The organism is Flavobacterium glycogeni (genome assembly GCF_048286775.1).
Lineage (GTDB): Bacteria > Bacteroidota > Bacteroidia > Flavobacteriales > Flavobacteriaceae > Flavobacterium.
In genome coordinates this window covers 22476-38545 of the sequence record NZ_JBLVPV010000017.1, presented here as the reverse complement: position 1 = coordinate 38545, position 16070 = coordinate 22476, and the positions used below count along the sequence as shown (strand labels likewise).

General features: G+C 31.5%; 18 protein-coding genes. 8 read left to right on the top strand and 10 right to left on the bottom strand.

What is annotated here, in order from left to right; translation table 11 throughout:
* Positions 1–46: 46 nt before the first annotated feature.
* Complete coding sequence (locus ACNQGX_RS13260; RefSeq protein ID WP_417976979.1) at positions 47–964, bottom strand: YihY/virulence factor BrkB family protein; 918 nt, start codon at positions 962–964, stop codon at positions 47–49.
* Positions 965–1413: 449 nt separating this feature from the next.
* Here ACNQGX_RS13260 and ACNQGX_RS13255 point away from each other — a divergent pair, with 449 nt between their 5' ends.
* Both ACNQGX_RS13255 and ACNQGX_RS13250 read left to right on the top strand, forming a co-directional pair.
* Positions 1414–2037: a superoxide dismutase gene (locus ACNQGX_RS13255; protein ID WP_417977051.1), complete on the top strand. Its 624-nt coding sequence runs from the start codon at positions 1414–1416 to the stop codon at positions 2035–2037.
* 224 nt (positions 2038–2261) lie between these two features.
* Complete coding sequence (locus tag ACNQGX_RS13250; protein ID WP_417976977.1) at positions 2262–3461, top strand: LETM1-related biofilm-associated protein; 1200 nt, start codon at positions 2262–2264, stop codon at positions 3459–3461.
* 44 nt (positions 3462–3505) lie between these two features.
* On the opposite strand, the gene can is transcribed toward ACNQGX_RS13250, so the two are convergent.
* The 5 genes from can to ACNQGX_RS13225 all read right to left on the bottom strand — a co-directional run bounded on the left by can (position 3506) and on the right by ACNQGX_RS13225 (position 7503).
* Positions 3506–4141, bottom strand: a complete 636-nt coding sequence (can, locus tag ACNQGX_RS13245; RefSeq protein ID WP_417976975.1) for a carbonate dehydratase — start codon at positions 4139–4141, stop codon at positions 3506–3508.
* A gap of 80 nt (positions 4142–4221) precedes the next feature.
* A complete protein-coding gene (locus tag ACNQGX_RS13240) occupies positions 4222–4905 on the bottom strand; it encodes a carbonic anhydrase family protein (protein WP_417976973.1) in 684 nt (227 codons plus the stop codon).
* A gap of 19 nt (positions 4906–4924) precedes the next feature.
* On the bottom strand, positions 4925–6523 hold the full coding sequence (locus ACNQGX_RS13235; protein ID WP_417976971.1) for a SulP family inorganic anion transporter: 1599 nt from the start codon (positions 6521–6523) through the stop codon (positions 4925–4927).
* A gap of 87 nt (positions 6524–6610) precedes the next feature.
* On the bottom strand, positions 6611–6892 hold the full coding sequence (locus ACNQGX_RS13230) for a hypothetical protein (protein WP_417976969.1): 282 nt from the start codon (positions 6890–6892) through the stop codon (positions 6611–6613).
* Between the two features lie 131 nt (positions 6893–7023).
* Positions 7024–7503 (bottom strand): Dps family protein, encoded by a 480-nt coding sequence (locus ACNQGX_RS13225; protein WP_417976967.1) that lies wholly within the window; start codon positions 7501–7503, stop codon positions 7024–7026.
* Between the two features lie 100 nt (positions 7504–7603).
* On the opposite strand from ACNQGX_RS13225, the gene ACNQGX_RS13220 reads away from it, so the two are divergent.
* Positions 7604–8545: a LysR substrate-binding domain-containing protein gene (locus ACNQGX_RS13220; protein WP_417976965.1), complete on the top strand. Its 942-nt coding sequence runs from the start codon at positions 7604–7606 to the stop codon at positions 8543–8545.
* Between the two features lie 32 nt (positions 8546–8577).
* Here the strand turns inward: ACNQGX_RS13220 and ACNQGX_RS13215 are convergent, their stop codons facing one another.
* Together ACNQGX_RS13215 and mnmC2 are read right to left on the bottom strand one after the other, a co-directional pair.
* On the bottom strand, positions 8578–8775 hold the full coding sequence (locus tag ACNQGX_RS13215) for a hypothetical protein (protein ID WP_099716298.1): 198 nt from the start codon (positions 8773–8775) through the stop codon (positions 8578–8580).
* Positions 8776–8943: 168 nt separating this feature from the next.
* Positions 8944–9606, bottom strand: a complete 663-nt coding sequence (gene mnmC2 / locus ACNQGX_RS13210) for a tRNA (5-methylaminomethyl-2-thiouridine)(34)-methyltransferase MnmC2 (RefSeq protein ID WP_131917302.1) — start codon at positions 9604–9606, stop codon at positions 8944–8946.
* Between the two features lie 303 nt (positions 9607–9909).
* Between mnmC2 and ACNQGX_RS13205 the strand changes: the two genes are divergently transcribed.
* Positions 9910–10977 carry a branched-chain amino acid aminotransferase gene (locus ACNQGX_RS13205; RefSeq protein WP_417976963.1) on the top strand — a complete coding sequence of 356 codons (1068 nt, stop codon included), beginning with the start codon at positions 9910–9912 and terminating at the stop codon, positions 10975–10977.
* A 102-nt stretch (positions 10978–11079) separates the two neighbouring features.
* On the opposite strand, the gene ACNQGX_RS13200 is transcribed toward ACNQGX_RS13205, so the two are convergent.
* Positions 11080–11466, bottom strand: coding sequence for a pyrophosphohydrolase domain-containing protein (locus ACNQGX_RS13200; protein ID WP_131917300.1), 387 nt, complete (start codon positions 11464–11466; stop codon positions 11080–11082).
* 602 nt (positions 11467–12068) lie between these two features.
* Here ACNQGX_RS13200 and ACNQGX_RS13195 point away from each other — a divergent pair.
* From ACNQGX_RS13195 to ACNQGX_RS13180, 4 genes are all read left to right on the top strand, one after another.
* Positions 12069–13190, top strand: a complete 1122-nt coding sequence (locus tag ACNQGX_RS13195) for an SRPBCC family protein (protein WP_417976961.1) — start codon at positions 12069–12071, stop codon at positions 13188–13190.
* 64 nt (positions 13191–13254) lie between these two features.
* Positions 13255–13797, top strand: coding sequence for an RNA polymerase sigma factor (locus ACNQGX_RS13190; protein WP_417976959.1), 543 nt, complete (start codon positions 13255–13257; stop codon positions 13795–13797).
* A 33-nt stretch (positions 13798–13830) separates the two neighbouring features.
* The gene (locus ACNQGX_RS13185; RefSeq protein ID WP_417976957.1) at positions 13831–14247 is read left to right on the top strand and encodes a hypothetical protein; all 417 of its coding nucleotides are present in this window, start codon (positions 13831–13833) and stop codon (positions 14245–14247) included.
* Positions 14248–14297: 50 nt separating this feature from the next.
* Entirely contained in the window at positions 14298–14759 is a 462-nt protein-coding gene (locus ACNQGX_RS13180) for a sensor of ECF-type sigma factor (RefSeq protein WP_417976955.1), read from the top strand.
* Positions 14760–14993: 234 nt separating this feature from the next.
* Here ACNQGX_RS13180 and ACNQGX_RS13175 read toward each other — a convergent pair whose 3' ends face one another.
* Complete coding sequence (locus ACNQGX_RS13175; RefSeq protein WP_417976954.1) at positions 14994–16055, bottom strand: sialidase family protein; 1062 nt, start codon at positions 16053–16055, stop codon at positions 14994–14996.
* Between the last annotated feature and the right edge of the window lie 15 nt (positions 16056–16070).

The window sequence follows — 16070 nt, the reverse complement described above, 5'->3', positions numbered from 1 at the left end:
AACAATCTTTTAAAGGCATCAAACCTTTATAATTGGAAATAATAATCTAATTCTTTTTTACCTCTATAACTTCCACCTTAATTGCGACAGCATACCCATTGGGAATAATTTTATTTCCATGGGCATTAGCATATACTTTAGTAAATTCAGCTCCAAAATACAAGATTATAGCTGAATAATATACCCAAATCAAAATAATTATGATTGATCCCGCAGCACCGTAAACAGTTGCAACAGTTGAACTTCCTAAATAAAACCCAATGGCAAATTTGCCAAACATAAAGAAAAACGAAGTGAAACTGGAACCTATCAAAGCATCTTTCCAATCAATATTTCCATCAGGCAGCGTTTTGAAAATAATAGAAAACAACATTGTCGTGGTCGAAAATAGTATTAATAGGTTAAGAATATAAAACAAATAAACCGTTGTATCAGGGAAATAAAGGACCAAACGAGCATTTATAACATCCATTACTGTATTTACCATCAAACTGACCAATAACAAAAAACCAACCGATGCAATCATGGAAAATGACATCAGTCTATTTTTAATAAACTTCATGATTCCTTTATCGGGTTTAGCTTTTAAACCCCAGATAAAATTGATGGAGCTTTGTATTTCGGCAAACACACCCGAAGCACCTATTAGCAACATAATCCCTCCAAAAATAGCTGCAAATGTATTGCTCTCCGACAATTCGATATTTTTAATGGTTTCCTGAATTTGAATCGCAGCTTCATTACCAACCATTTCATTAATTTGGACGTAGAATCTACCGGCAACCGCTTCTCTTCCAAAGAAAAAGCTGAAAATTGATAAAATAATAATTAACAATGGAGGTAATGAAAATATAGTATAATAAGACAATGAGGCACTTAATTTTATGGCATTGTCATCATCAAATTCCTGATAGGTACGCTTCAGTAAACTCCAACTTGTCAGGGCAATTTCTTTATGTTTCATTTTTATATTTTTATGTTCTTTCAAACGAAAAATTCAGATATTCTGATTTTCATTTATTTACAAAAAACAGAATCACTTTTTAAGGCTATTCCACTTGCAGTTGTTTTCAAAATTACAAAGATATTTTATACAAATTTGAAATGAAATTTACATAATTCCTATACACTTTAAGGCATTTCAAATATATTGGAAACAAAAAAGGAAACAAATTTTAAGTCTTTATTAACCCATCCCTATCTTTTAATGTTTAAATTTATGTCCTACTTAATAACCTTTTTAGGATAAATTTTCAACCTATGGAAAATAATAATACACGAAGAAATTTTTTAAAACAAACAGCAATACTTTCAACAGGGACAATTATTGGCTCTAGCTTATTTAATTCCGCATTTGCTTCTGAATCTGCTTTAAAACTAGAAAATCAAACACTGGAATTAGACACCGTGGACATTCAAGGAAACTATAGCCTTCCAAAATTACCATACGCTTATGATGCTTTAGAGCCTCATATTGATAAAATGACGATGGAAATTCATTACAGCAAACACCATCAAGCCTATGTGACGAATTTGAACAAGGCCATAGAAACCTTGGATAAAACCGTAGTGGAACATTCAAAATCTCTGGAAAGTATCTTCGCAAAAATGTCGAAATTTCCGGAAGCTATTCGTAATAATGGTGGCGGGCATTACAATCACAGTTTGTTCTGGAGTTTAATGAAACCAAATGGCGGTGGTACTCCAAAAGGTAAATTAGGGGACGCTATAACGAGTACTTTTGGTTCTTTTGATGAATTCAAAAAACAATTTAGTGATGCTTCGATGAAACGATTTGGTTCCGGTTGGGCTTGGTTAGTGGTTCAAGACGGCAAATTAGTTATTGGTTCAACGGCAAATCAAGACAATCCATTGATGAGTTTGCGTGGTAAAGGATTAAAAGGAAAACCTGTTTTAGCTTTAGACGTTTGGGAACATGCGTATTATTTGAAAAATCAAAACCGCAGAGCCGATTATATTGCTTCTTTTTGGAATGTAGTCAATTGGGAAGCCGCAGAAGCTTTATTCAATTCTTAAATAATAATGATAAAGCCCTGAATAGTATTCGTAATTCAGGGCTTTTACTTGAAAAAACATTGCGTATTCTATTTCAATTTTTCAAATAATTATAACGCAATAAATTATTACTTTTCGAAATTTAAAAAAGCAGCGCTAATTAAACGTAATATCTGTGTTAAACTAAAAAACACCAGTTAAAACTACCGCAAAAAAGTATAGCTTTGTATCTTCAAATTAAAGCAATGATTAACCCTTCGGCATCAGGTTGGATAGATAAATTTTTTATTGAACAAAAAATTTCAGAGAAAACGGTTTCTAAAACTACGGATACATTTTATCAAAAAGTTAGAGAAACAGGATTTATTTATGGGCACATAATCACATTTGATACGGTAAATGCAATTGAAACCAAAGGCTGGTTTAAAGAAGAAATCTCTAAAGTTGCGCTATTAAACACTTTATACAATATCTTTTGTTTGACCAGTGACGAAATCAGTTCCGAAAATTTCATTAAACAAACAGTTACTTTTTATAATCAAATGAATCCTCAGGGTTTTAATTTATTTAAAAAAATACTGCCTAAAAATTCTCTTTCCTTAACACTGGAAAAAATAATTGATGAGCGTGTTCAAACGAACGATAGTATCATCAGTAAAAACTTCTCCCATCTGGTAACCAATGCGTTACTTTTTATAGATGTCTTGGCTTTCCGCCAATACTTAGTACATGGTGAAATTCCAGAAAAATATCTGAAGAAAATTGAAGAAACGGTTGTCAATATTGTAACACTTGCGTTAAAAATCAAATCAGAAAAATCACAATATGATGATTTATTAATCAAACTTTTTGAGGCTTCAATACGCTACAGCAAATTCTCGAAAGTTTCTGTTCAGAGTTTGGAAACGCTTCAATTGGATTATTTTACAAATAAATTAGAACACTATTATTTGATAGATATTGCCGGAATGGCTTTATGGAGTGATGGCAAAATGGAAAACAATGAATCCTATTTTTTACATTCATTAGCTGAAACATTATCGGTCTCAGATGATTTTGTAAACCAAAGCATCAACAGTACCGATGCATTTATAACGAAACATAAAAAAGAAATACCGTATTTCAATTATTCAAACCCTGTAAAACATTTTTACGATCAAACGACTCAAAGTGTTGTTACGCTAATAAGCCGCAATAAAAACAGATTGATAAAGGAAATTGTACAAAGCAAGGAGTTAATGGTTTTATTGGCCTACTCTACTCGAAGAGATTTGGACGAAAAAGAAAAGAAAAAAGTCAAAAAACAACTGTTAGAAATTTGTAAAACTATTCCTTCTTTGACTATATTTTTACTTCCCGGCGGTAGTTTATTGTTGCCTATTTTAATAAAATTCATCCCTACTCTATTGCCTTCTGCTTTTAATGAAAATCTCGATAACGAATAAAAAAAATCCGCTACGTGAGCGGATTTTTTATTAGAATTCTTGTATTAAAATTTCAATTGATATACCTCGTCCAAATCTTTTTCGGAACTGATGTTAACATCTAAATCCGTTACAAAACCGGAATTAAGCCCATACACCCATCCGTGTAAGGTTAAGTCCTGACCGTTTTTCCAAGCGGACTGTACAATTGATGTTTTGGCTAAATCAAAAACCTGTTCTTTTACATTCAATTCTACAAAAGCATTAAAACGCTCTGTTTCATCTTTGATAGAATCTAAATACGTGCTGTGCAAACGATATACGTCTTTTATATGACGAATCCAGTTATCAATAATGCCAATAGAATCATTTCCCATTGCTGCCTTAACTCCACCGCAACCATAATGCCCGCAAACCAGTACGTGTTTTACTTTCAAAACATTCACTGCATAATCCAGTACACTCAACATATTCATATCACTATGCACTACCATATTGGCTATGTTTCTATGTACAAAAACTTCTCCAGGTTTTGCCCCTACAATTTCATTTGCAGGAACCCTGCTATCTGAACAACCAATCCATAATAATGGTGGCGTTTGACCTTTGGACAGATCTTCAAAATAATTTGGGTCACTCGCTAAAGAGGTTTCAACCCATTTTTTATTATTCTCTAATATTTTTTTATAAAAATCGCTCATAATTATTTTGATTGTTAATCTGATTAATTTTGAATTGTTAGATTATACAATAAAGTTCAAATATATGAAATTTAAAAATATTAATGTCTCAATTCGGCTAGTGTGAAATCTGGATTTTTATCATCACTAATGTATTCAACATCATTATAGAAAGTAACTTCACCTGTTTCTATATTATGCATAGCACCAATTATTCCTATCTCGCCATTTTCAACCATTTGCTCCAAAATAAAACTTCTTTCAATGATGTTTTTCACATTACGTTTTACGTTAATTTGGGCAACATTCTCAACAAATGGAGCATTTTTGGAATTTCTTTCAGTCAAAGTTTCCTTTTCTTGATAAACTGCTGGTTGAATTTTTGATAACAATTCAGTAAGATTTCCCATTTCTACATGGTCACAAGCTCCTTTTACAGCACCACATTTGCTATGTCCAAGAACAACAATAAGCTTAGAACCGGCTACTTTACAAGCAAATTCCATACTCCCTAGAATATCTGTATTTACAATATTACCAGCAATTCTTACCGAAAAAATATCCCCTAAACCTTGATCAAAAATGAGTTCTGCAGAAGTTCTACTATCAATACAACTTAAAATTGTTGCAAACGGCCATTGACCATCTCGAGTATCATTTACTTGTTCGAGTAAATCTCTATGCGCTTTTAGATTATTTACAAATCTGTTATTTCCTTCTTTTAATATTTCTAAAGCTTTTCTTGGTGTAATTGAAGCTTGCAATTCTTTATTTAATGTCTTCATTTTTTAAAATTTTTATTTATTATTTATGTTCAACAAAAACGTGCTTTTCCTCTTCTCCAGTATTTACTAAATCATACGCCTTTTTAAAACCTACTAGTTTGACTTTAATATTTTCTTCTTTGGCTCTTATTTTTTTAAATTCCTTTATCAAATCCAAAACATCATGTGCAATATAAACCGTATCAGTTGCATTTATGATCACTTTTGAATTTTCCGGGATGTCATTCAAAGTTGTTTTGATTGCAGATTTATTCAAGAAAGATACCTCTTGTGCCAAATCTATATGAATGATATCACCATCATGAAACTGTTCTTTTCGAAAACGGTAAGCGCGTTTCATGTTCCCTTTTAGGATAAAAATAACGCTGATTATCATTCCCAATGCAACTCCCCTGAGCAGATCGGTAAAAACTACCGCTACAAAAGTAGCAATAAACGGAATGAATTGATATATTTTATCCTTTTCCCAAAAATGCTTTACTGTTTTTGGATTAGCCAATTTATATCCAACTAATAATAGAATAGCAGCCAAAGTAGCATAAGGGATTTTATTTAAAATCGTTGGAATCACTAAAACACATATCAACAAAAGTATGCCGTGAATGATAGTAGACATTTTGGATTTTGCACCGGCATTGTTGTTTGCTGAAGTCCTGACCACAACAGAGGTCATTGGTAAACCACCAAGTAAGGAACTCAAAATATTCCCCACTCCCTGTGCCTTCAATTCTACATTCATATCTGAATAGCGTTTTTGTGCATCCATTTTATCAGCTGCTTCCATACATAACAAGGTTTCTATCGAGGCCACAACAGCAATTGTAACTGCAACAATCCACACTTTGCTGTTTGTAATGGCTGAAAAATCAGGTGAGACAATAATGTTTCTAAATTCCTCCATGGAAGTTGGAACCGGTAGGTTCACCAAATGTTCACTGGAAATTGCCAAACCACTTCCTGACCTAATAAAAAACTCATTTAAAGTAACACCAACAATAACTGCAATCAATGCAGATGGCACTAGTTTTAATTTCTTCAGGAAATCAATTTTATTCCAGGAAATCAAAATAGCTAACGAAACTAAAGTAATTACGACTGAGCCCAATTGCAGATAATCGAAAATCGAAAATAATTCAGAAAAAGTATTTTTTCCATCTGATTGAAAAAACGCCTCATCTCCCTGAAAATCAGCATCCAATCCTACAGCATGGGGAATTTGTTTTAGAATTATAATCAAGCCAATTCCGGCTAGCATCCCTTCAATTACGTTACTTGGGAAATAATTGGAAATGGTTCCAGCTTTAATAAATCCGAGTGCCAATTGAAAAATACCGGCTAAAAATACCGCTAAAAGAAAAGCATTAAACGAACCCAAGTCGGTTATTGCAGTTAAAACAATTGCGGTTAAACCTGCCGCCGGACCAGAAACGCTCAAATGTGATTGGCTAAGATAACCGATTACAATTCCGCCAATAACACCTGCAATAATTCCTGAAAAAAGAGGTGCGCCCGAAGCTAATGCAATACCTAAACATAATGGAAGCGCCACCAAAAAAACCACTAAACCAGACGCAAAATCGGATTTAAGGTTAGCAAAAAGATTAATTTTTTTTGTCATAATACCTAACTAAAATTTGAATACAAAGAGTTTGCTCACATGCTACATGTGAAAATTGATTTCAAAATACTAAAATCAAAAATTGTATTAAACTTGGTTAGGCGGGGGGATAAATATTGAAGAGGTGATACTATCATGCTTTGATAAATTCTCAGATAGAATAGCACTAGATGATAATCTCGATGACGTAATTATTTCTGTAGAAGATTCAAAATAAAAAAAAGTCTTAATTTCTTTGTGCGCATGTTCTTCTTCAGAAACACTATAGAAAATAGAAACATCCGCGCTTTTCTCAATCACAGTAACTATTGTTGGAGTGACAAGAAAGGCGATAAATAGAATTAAAAATATTTTAGATATTATTTTCATTGCCGCAAAAATAGAATTAAGTTTATTAAAAAAGTAAAAAAAATCTAATTTTTAAAAAAAATTAACATTCAAAAAAAAAGCAAAATGAAATTATCCCATTTCATTTTGCTTTTTTTAAATCCCTATAAAACTTACAAACTTTCTTCTAACCAAGCTTGCATCATCCAGATGGTCTTTTCTTGTTCTGAAATAAAATCACTCATCATCGAATTTGTCCCTTCATCATTTATTGCTGACGATTTATTTAGAATCTCTCTTTCTATTTTTAATAAATGTGATAATGACTTGACAATTAAATGCACCGCTTTTTCATCGTTTGAAATATTTTTACCCACAACTAACTGATTATTATTTATATAATCTTCAAAAGTATGAAGTGGAGTTCCTCCAACAGTAAGAACCCTTTCGGCAATTAAATCAATTTTTATTTGGGCATCCGTATATAATTCTTCAAATTTTACATGCAAATCAAAAAAACGTTTCCCTCTAATATTCCAATGAATTCCTCTTAAATTTTGATAATAAACCTGAAAATTTGATAATAAAATATTCAATTCACTTACTATCAATTCTGATTCTTTTACCGGTAATCCTAAAATATTTGTTTTCATAATTTTTTATTTTCTACAAATTTAGATAAGAAAACACCACTTTGTACTATAAATTAAATTGATTGTTTTTATATTTGCATCAGATATTACTATAAAAAAGATGACAATCACTCAATTAAAATATGTTCTTGCTGTAGCCGAACACAAAAATTTCACTCTTGCTGCCGAAAAATGTTTTGTAACTCAACCTACATTGAGCATGCAAATTCAAAAAATAGAAGAAGAATTAAGTATTCAGATATTTGACAGAACCAAAAAACCGATTCAGCTTACTGATATTGGTCAAAAAATTGTAAACCAAGCTAAAAACATAGTCAACGAAGCCGATCGGATTCAGGATATAGTAGAACAACAAAAAGGATTTATTGGCGGCGAATTCAGATTGGGAATAATCCCAACAATTATGCCTACGCTATTGCCTATGTTTTTGAATAATTTTATAAAAAAATACCCAAAAGTAAAACTCATAATCGAAGAGTTAAATACGGCAGAAATTATAACAAAACTAAACAATGGCCATCTCGATGCTGCCATTGCCGCAACTCCTTTGATGGAGGAAAAAATAAAAGAAATTGTCTTGTATTACGAACCTTTTGTAGCCTACATTCCGGAAAGTCACCATCATTTTCAAAAGGAAGAAATAGAAGTTTCAGACTTAAACTTAGAGGAAATCTTATTATTACAAGATGGACACTGTTTTCGAGACGGAATTTTAAATTTATGCAAAAATGTAGGTAAAAATGAAACGAGTCGTTTTCAATTAGAAAGCGGGAGTTTCGAAACCCTTATAAAATTAGCCGATGAAGGTTTAGGAACAACACTACTTCCCTATTTACATACACTTGATTTAAAAGAAACTGACAAATTGAAATTGCGCCACTTTAAGGAACCTAAACCTGCCAGAGAGGTCAGCCTGATTTTCCCTAAAAGCGAATTAAAAATACAGATAATTGATGCGCTTCGAAATACAATTGCAGGAGTTGTAAAAGGTGCTATCGTATTTCAAAATGTTCAAATCATAAGTTCACTTCCTAAAAAATAAAAAAAGGAACCGTTTTGCGGTTCCTTTTTCTTTTATGAATTTACAATTAGTAAACATTGTTTTAATTCTGGTTTTCCAATTGTAAAATTTAATAACCATTCTCTCAATTGTTCCATTTCGTAGGGTAATAATGTTTTGATGGCTTTTTCTAATTCCTTGCAAAAAAGCAATGGATCAAAACTCACTCTTTCTAAAATTGATTTTGTATAATCATACATGATTTTCGACATAATAAACTAAGATTTTAGTTAGATTTGGATTCTAAAGTGTTGTAAAAATACATTTTTTTTAATTACAACATAACTATTTAACGTAGTTTTAATTTTTTTATTTCTAATTCATGGATTTTGGCTCAAAAAAAATAAATCACTGAAAACAAACCACTTAAACAACAAGTCTTAGCTTTTTCTAGCGCGAAACATTTCTCTTTTTCCGGGTGGGCCGGCAAGTTTTTCGACAGTAAAACCCACTTCGATCATACTTCTTTTTACAACTCCTCTGGCAGCGTAAGTAACCAGCACACCATTAGTTTTAAGCGCCTTATACATCTTCTCAAAAATAGCAGTGCTCCACAATTCAGGTTGTACTCTATACCCAAAAGCATCAAAATAAATCAAATCAAATTGATCAATATCATCAATTTCCTCAAAAAACTGTTTTCTTTTCGTAAGTGAAAAATCATCCCTTAAATCAATTTTTTCTCCCCAATTGCTTTCATGCATTCTATCGAAAATTGCGCTTTCTTGACTTGCATTTAATTCTGTGACATAATTCATCAGCAAAACTTCGTCTACTGAAATTGGATAGGCTTCTACTCCAACATAATCTATCGATTGCTTCATTTTTTTTGCCTCTAACAACGTGATAAAGGCATTTAAACCTGTGCCAAATCCTATTTCCAAAATAGAAACATTCCTGTTTTGAAATAATGAAAGACCGTTTTTAATAAATACATGCTGTGCTTCCTGTATGGCACCATGTTTAGAATGATAACATTCGTCCCATTCTGCTATGTGAATGGTAGTTGAACCATCAAGTGTTTGGATAATTTCTCTTTTCAAAATTGGATTTTGAGGTTATATTGGATTAAAAACTACAATGTTTGTCCAAAATTAATCAAAATCTAATACGTTTGCCTCTGAAAAATCTATATTTATTGTATAATTAATAGAAATAGGCATGATTTTTTTATTTTTTTTAAAATGTAAACAAATCTTAGTTAAATGCTATAATTAATAGTTTTTTGACAAGTCTTTTGTTGATTTTTATTTAATTTTGCAAACATTAAACTTCAACTTATAGAAATCAAGTTTTTTTAAGCTCCAGTTTGTCATTTAAAAAAAATCAAAAAACAACACATTACTATGAGTACTACTCAAACTAACAAAATTGAAACAATAAAAGCTTCCTCTTCAAAAATAAATGAAGTTGATTTTTCGAACTTAAGCTTTGGTTCTGTTTTTACAGATCATCTATTTGAATGTGATTATAAAAATGGGGAATGGCAGAAACCAGTCATTAAACCCTACGCACCATTTTTGTTAGATCCATCTACACGAGTTTTTCATTATGGACAAGCGATTTTTGAAGGTATGAAAGCGTACAAAGATGAAAATAATGACGTTTGGCTTTTTAGACCTGATGAAAACTATAAGCGTTTTAATACGTCAGCAGTAAGAATGGCTATGCCGGAAGTTCCTGAAGAAATTTTTATGAGCGGTCTGAATCAATTGTTACAATTAGACGAAGCATGGATTAAAAAAGGAAAAGGAAATGCCATGTATATCAGACCATTTATGATTGCAACTGGTACTGGAGTAATTGCAAATCCTTCGAATGACTATAAATTCATGATTATTTTATCGCCAGTGACTTCTTATTATGCTGGTGATGTAAAAGTACTTATTGCGGAACATTTCAGTAGAGCTGCAAATGGAGGAATAGGAGCTGCAAAAGCTGCCGGAAATTATGCTGCTCAATTTTACCCTACAAACTTAGCGAACAAAGAAGGTTTTCAACAGGTAATTTGGACTGATGATGCTACGCATACTAAACTGGAAGAAGCAGGTACTATGAATGTATTTTTCAGAATAAATGACACATTATTTACTGCTCCTACAAGCGAAAGAATTCTTGATGGTGTGACTAGAAAAACACTTATTGATTTAGCAAAAAGTGAAGGTATACATGTAGATATTCGTTCGGTTTTAGTTTCTGAGCTTGTTGAGGCTGCTAAAAACGGAACTTTGAAAGAAATTTTTGGAGCAGGAACGGCTGCTGTAGTAAGTCCAATTTCTGGATTTTCTTATCAGGATGTTTATTATGAATTGCCAAAAATTGAAAATACAATGGCTTTACAACTAAAAACTAAATTGGAAAATATCCAAAATAAATTAGAAGCGGATACTTTTGGATGGACTGTTAAAATATAATTCTAAAGTTAGATTTAAAAAAAAGCGGTTTTCAATGTGAAAATCGCTTTTTTTATGCCTTCTACGAAAAATGACTTGGATAAAATGCCTAAGCCTGTTACTCTATTCTCCTATTATTTTAGAAAAATCAGGTTTAAAATAATTAGGGCCTTTCATCACTTTACCATCTTCACGATAAATTGGTTTGCCATCTTCGCCTAACTTACTCATATTACTGCGTTGGATTTCGTCAAAAACTGCTTCTATTTTATGCTGCAAACCATGTTCGATAATGGTTCCGCACAGAATATACATCATATCACCCAATGCATCTGCAATCTCTACCAGATCATTGTTTTGAACTGCTTCAAGATATTCTTCGTTTTCCTCTTTCATTAAGTTGTAACGAAGCGTGTGTTTACTTTCCCCTAAGTTAGCCGTAGGAATTTCACTGTGACCTATTTTAAAAGCCGTATGAAATTCTTTAACTGAGTCTATCTGTTTTTGCATCTTTTTATTTTGTTAAATGAAAAGGCAAATTAGCAACTATTTCTAAACTATTAACTAAATTTGCCGGAAATAATTTAAACTATGTTTAGTCAAGGTCAATTAGTGTTTGCAGGCTTGTTTTTTGTTGCATTTGTTATTGCTGTAATTTATGCCTATCGAAAAGATATAAGAATACATAAAGAGTTTTATAAAGGAAATTACAAGATTCTGATAGGATTTGGAATTTTTATTGGAATTTTATTTTTGATAAAAGTGTTTTTCAAACGTTAGTTTTTTTTAAACCAAACAAATAATGTCCACTAAATAGTGGACTTTTTTATTTACAGATTTTTCATAATCGGCAAAAAAAAACACTTCAACAAACTTTTTTATTTAATTAAAAAACAAATACTTAACAAGCTAAATCACTCGACTTCTTCCGTTTTTTCTTCGAAAACAGATAAGATAAAAACGATCAAATAGCGTAAAGCCTACTTTAAATTCAAACCAAACATAAATAGATCAAAATCCTTTATTTAGAAAATGATCTATATTTATTTAACACTTTCGGTGACTTGTAAATAAAATCTTTAACTTTACAAAAATTAACAAACCTGTATATTATGAGGATTTTAAAATACTTATTTCTTTTACTACTGCTAAGTTTTGTGGCTTTATCCATTTTTGTAGCTACTCAAAAAGGAGATTTTACTGTAGAAAGAAGTCAAATCATAAATTCTCCAAAATCAACAGTATTTAATTTTGTTAATGATTATAGAAACTGGGAAGATTTTAGTTCATGGGTTGTTGAAGATCCTGAAATGCAAATTACGTATCCTAAAAAAACAATTGGTCCGGGAGCTTCCTTTTCATGGGAAGGAAAAGAAGGAACAGGTGATATGTTGACCGTTTTTGTAAAGGAAAATGATAGTATTTCTCAAAAGATGAATTACGATGGAACTTCATCATCCGTTTTCTGGAGCTTTAAAGATACCATTGGCGGAACAAAAGTGACTTGGAAAACTACCGGAAAAATGAGTTTCACCATGAAAGTTTATACTGCCTTTAATGGAGGTATGAATAAAATCATAGGAAGAATGTATGAAAAGAGCTTAGTTAACTTAGACAAGACTCTTGATTTCGAAATAAACACTTATGCGGTAAAAGTAAATGGACTGGTAAAAAAACTTGGAACTTTTTATTTAAGACAAACCTTTACCAGTGAAATTTCAAAGGTTACTAAAAATGCTCAAATCGTATTCCCAAAAATGATTACTTTTTGCGAACAAAATAATATCGAACTAAACGGAAAACCATTTATAATTTATCACACTTATGATTCCGTAAGCGGATTGACCAAATTATCTTTTTGTGTGCCTATAAAAAATCAAATCTTAACGAGCTCCGGAAGTGATATTTTAACTGGAAAACTGGAACCATTCGACGCAATTAAAACTACTTTAACAGGGGATTATTCGCATACAAAGAAAGCTTTGGATAAAGCAAAAGCATACATTAACACGAATCGAATTGCTATTGACCCGACATTTTCTCATTTAGAGAGTTTTACCATCAGTAGGACCGAAATTAAAAACCCTTCAAAATGGGTAACGGAAATTTACTATCCAATACAACCAAAAATAATTCCTGCAAGAACTTTCACTCCAGCTGCCATAAAGAAAACCGAAGCCGTAAAAACGCCTGAACCTGCAATAAATAAGGAAGAAGAACAATCCGAATTTTAATGTTTTTTTTTAAAGCCTATTAAACCTTTTTGATAAATTCTATTCTAACTCCTAAATAATCGCTTTGCAAGAAGAACAGGAATTTATAAATCACTTGTTAAACCCTAAAACGCAAAATCAAGCGTTTCAGCAGTTGTTACAGGATTATCAAAGACCGTTATACAATCACATTCGTAACATCGTTTTGAATCACGATGATGCAGATGATGTATTGCAAAATGTTTTTATAAAAATATTACAAAATCTGAAAAATTTCAAAGGAGAAAGCAAACTTTTTTCATGGATGTATCGCATTGCTACAAATGAATCCTTGACTTTTTTGAAACAAAAATCAAAAACGAGTGGCATTTCATCAGAAACTTTACAAAACAAAACTATCGATAATCTGGAAGCCGATGTGTTTTTTGACGGAAATGAAATTCAAATAAAATTACAAAAAGCGATTGCATTATTGCCTGAAAAGCAACAATTGGTTTTTAAAATGAAATATTTTCAAGAACTGAAATACGAAGCCATTTCAGAAATCTTGGGAACCTCCGTTGGTGGATTAAAAGCATCCTATCATCTTGCTGTAAAAAAAATAGAAGCTTTTGTTTCGACAAATTAAACCTTTTAGCTGTAACACTGTCTAAAGTACATTATGAAAACATTTAAATTAGAGAACGAACCTAAAATTGAAACTGGATTTAAAACTCCAGACCATTATTTTGAGAATTTTTCAATCAAAATGATGGAGCAACTGCCTAAAAACGAGCCAAAAGTAATTTCTATTTTTCAAAAAAGAAAAACTTTAATTATGATGGCAGTAGCAGCAATTTTAGTACTTGCTTTGATGATTCCAATTTTAAGTCCTTCTTCTACAAACACAAAAGAACTGGACGCTGCAGCTTTAGAAAATTACATTACGTATCAGTCTAATGTGAATCAATATGATTTGATAAGTGTATTAGAAACCGAAGATATTAATAACATAAAAACTGGTATTGTTTTAGAAGATGAAACCATAGAAGATCATTTATCAGTAAATTCCAATTTAGAAAATCTAATTTTAGAATAAACCCGATTGTAAAGTTTTAAATTTAAGCTATAATTAAACAAAAAATAAAAATGAACATTAAAAAATTAGTCCCAATAGTATTGCTATTTGTTTCATTCAACTTTTACGCTCAAGGGGAAAGTATGAAAGAAAAAAAAGAGCAAATAAAAGCTTTAAAAGTAGCTTTTTTCACGACTGAATTAGACTTAACTACTAATGAAGCCGAAAAATTCTGGCCAATCTACAATGCATTTGATGACAAACAGTTTGAATTGAGACATCAAAAAATGAGAACGTACATGAAAAGAATGAATGATGGTTCGCTAGATAAAATAACGGAAAAAGAAGCAAATACCTTTTTGTCCCAAATAGAAAATACAGAGGAAGAACTATTTTTATTGCGAAAAAAATTCATGAAAAATGTAAGAACAATTTTGCCAGCCGTAAAAATAGTTAAGCTTAAAAAAGCTGAAGAAGATTTCAATAGAAAATTGCTACAACAATATCGCAACAAATGTCAAAAAAACCATTAGTTTTATTTTATTAGCTCAAAAAAAATACCCTAAGCTCTAATTATATTAGACTTAGGGTGTTTTTATTATATGACTATCCGTTACTAATACCAGTTGATTATTTCAGCCACAGATTTTACGGATTTTCACAGATTAAAGAAAAAACGAACAGTTTATTGAAAAGGAATCTATGAAAACCTTTTGAATCTGTGGCTGAAAAGAAATTTAGCCTGCTTAGCGGACAGCCCTATTTCATTATTTAAAATTGATGCGAATCATTTTATTTTGTCCCGCTGCAATGGCCGTATGATTATCTATAAACCTGATGGTATTAAGACTGGTATCTGTTGACAATTGTTTCCATGAATTACCGCTATCCGAGGAATAGTAAATTCCTGAAAAACCAACTGTTACCAGACCTTTACCGTTACTTTCAGGAACATATTGCACACAAGAAGCGTATCCAAAACCTTGATTTTCTGCTATTAGGTTCCATGTTTTTCCGCCATCTGTTGTGATTGCTTTATTAGAAAAATTTTGATTTCGAACCTCATAATCCCCTCCGGTAACAAATCCGTTTTGAGCATCATAAAAATCTGCCGTAAAAATTCCGGTCATCGACTTTCCTTGAACAATTGGGGTATCATACACTGTCCATGTATTTCCCTTATCCGAAGAATAAAAAACTCTTGATTTTTTTCCACCGGAAACAATCCAAGTGTTGTTCCCTTTTATCACAATATTAGTGTTGCTTGCCGCAAAAGCTGCTTCTCCATCGATCACTTTTGGTAATTTAGTAGACGGGACTTTATCCCATGAATTTCCGCCATCACGAGTGATTATTATATTCAGACAATCTGCTATTGGATCACCCATCGCTATTCCTTCCTTATCATTCCAAAATTGCATGCTATCATAAAACACTTTTTCGTGGTTTTCTTGATACACTAATTTTGTTTCCTTGCCGTCTTTTGAAATTTGATATAACAACGCTGGATTCCCAACGTTTAGAATAAAAATATGTTTTTTTGTTTTGGCATTACTTCTAAACTCAAGCTTTAAAGAATCTTTGATAATTTTGCTTTCAAATTTTTGATTGTTATCCAAATTAAAAAAACCGAATCTTCCTTTATCTGCAGCAAACCAAACTTTATTTGCATCAAATAAAATTGCCCTAATACTTATTTTATCCTGAAATAACGTGTCAATTGCAACGGACTTAAATTCACTGTTATTTTCATTTTTTACATTATAAACACTTGTCTTACAAGACGCAAAAACAGTTGAAGCTAACAGAATTAAAAAAATATTTTTCATTTTTTATACATTTTA

Coding starts and splice junctions, on each gene's coding strand:
- ACNQGX_RS13260 (WP_417976979.1), bottom strand. CDS start 964: ATGAAACATAAAGAAATTGCCCTGACAAGTTGGAGTTTACTGAAGCGT.
- ACNQGX_RS13250 (WP_417976977.1), top strand. CDS start 2,262: ATGATTAACCCTTCGGCATCAGGTTGGATAGATAAATTTTTTATTGAA.
- can (WP_417976975.1), bottom strand. CDS start 4,141: ATGAGCGATTTTTATAAAAAAATATTAGAGAATAATAAAAAATGGGTT.
- ACNQGX_RS13240 (WP_417976973.1), bottom strand. CDS start 4,905: ATGAAGACATTAAATAAAGAATTGCAAGCTTCAATTACACCAAGAAAA.
- ACNQGX_RS13235 (WP_417976971.1), bottom strand. CDS start 6,523: ATGACAAAAAAAATTAATCTTTTTGCTAACCTTAAATCCGATTTTGCG.
- ACNQGX_RS13230 (WP_417976969.1), bottom strand. CDS start 6,892: ATGAAAATAATATCTAAAATATTTTTAATTCTATTTATCGCCTTTCTT.
- ACNQGX_RS13225 (WP_417976967.1), bottom strand. CDS start 7,503: ATGAAAACAAATATTTTAGGATTACCGGTAAAAGAATCAGAATTGATA.
- ACNQGX_RS13220 (WP_417976965.1), top strand. CDS start 7,604: ATGACAATCACTCAATTAAAATATGTTCTTGCTGTAGCCGAACACAAA.
- ACNQGX_RS13215 (WP_099716298.1), bottom strand. CDS start 8,775: ATGTCGAAAATCATGTATGATTATACAAAATCAATTTTAGAAAGAGTG.
- ACNQGX_RS13205 (WP_417976963.1), top strand. CDS start 9,910: ATGAGTACTACTCAAACTAACAAAATTGAAACAATAAAAGCTTCCTCT.
- ACNQGX_RS13200 (WP_131917300.1), bottom strand. CDS start 11,466: ATGCAAAAACAGATAGACTCAGTTAAAGAATTTCATACGGCTTTTAAA.
- ACNQGX_RS13195 (WP_417976961.1), top strand. CDS start 12,069: ATGAGGATTTTAAAATACTTATTTCTTTTACTACTGCTAAGTTTTGTG.
- ACNQGX_RS13185 (WP_417976957.1), top strand. CDS start 13,831: ATGAAAACATTTAAATTAGAGAACGAACCTAAAATTGAAACTGGATTT.
- ACNQGX_RS13180 (WP_417976955.1), top strand. CDS start 14,298: ATGAACATTAAAAAATTAGTCCCAATAGTATTGCTATTTGTTTCATTC.
- ACNQGX_RS13175 (WP_417976954.1), bottom strand. CDS start 16,055: ATGAAAAATATTTTTTTAATTCTGTTAGCTTCAACTGTTTTTGCGTCT.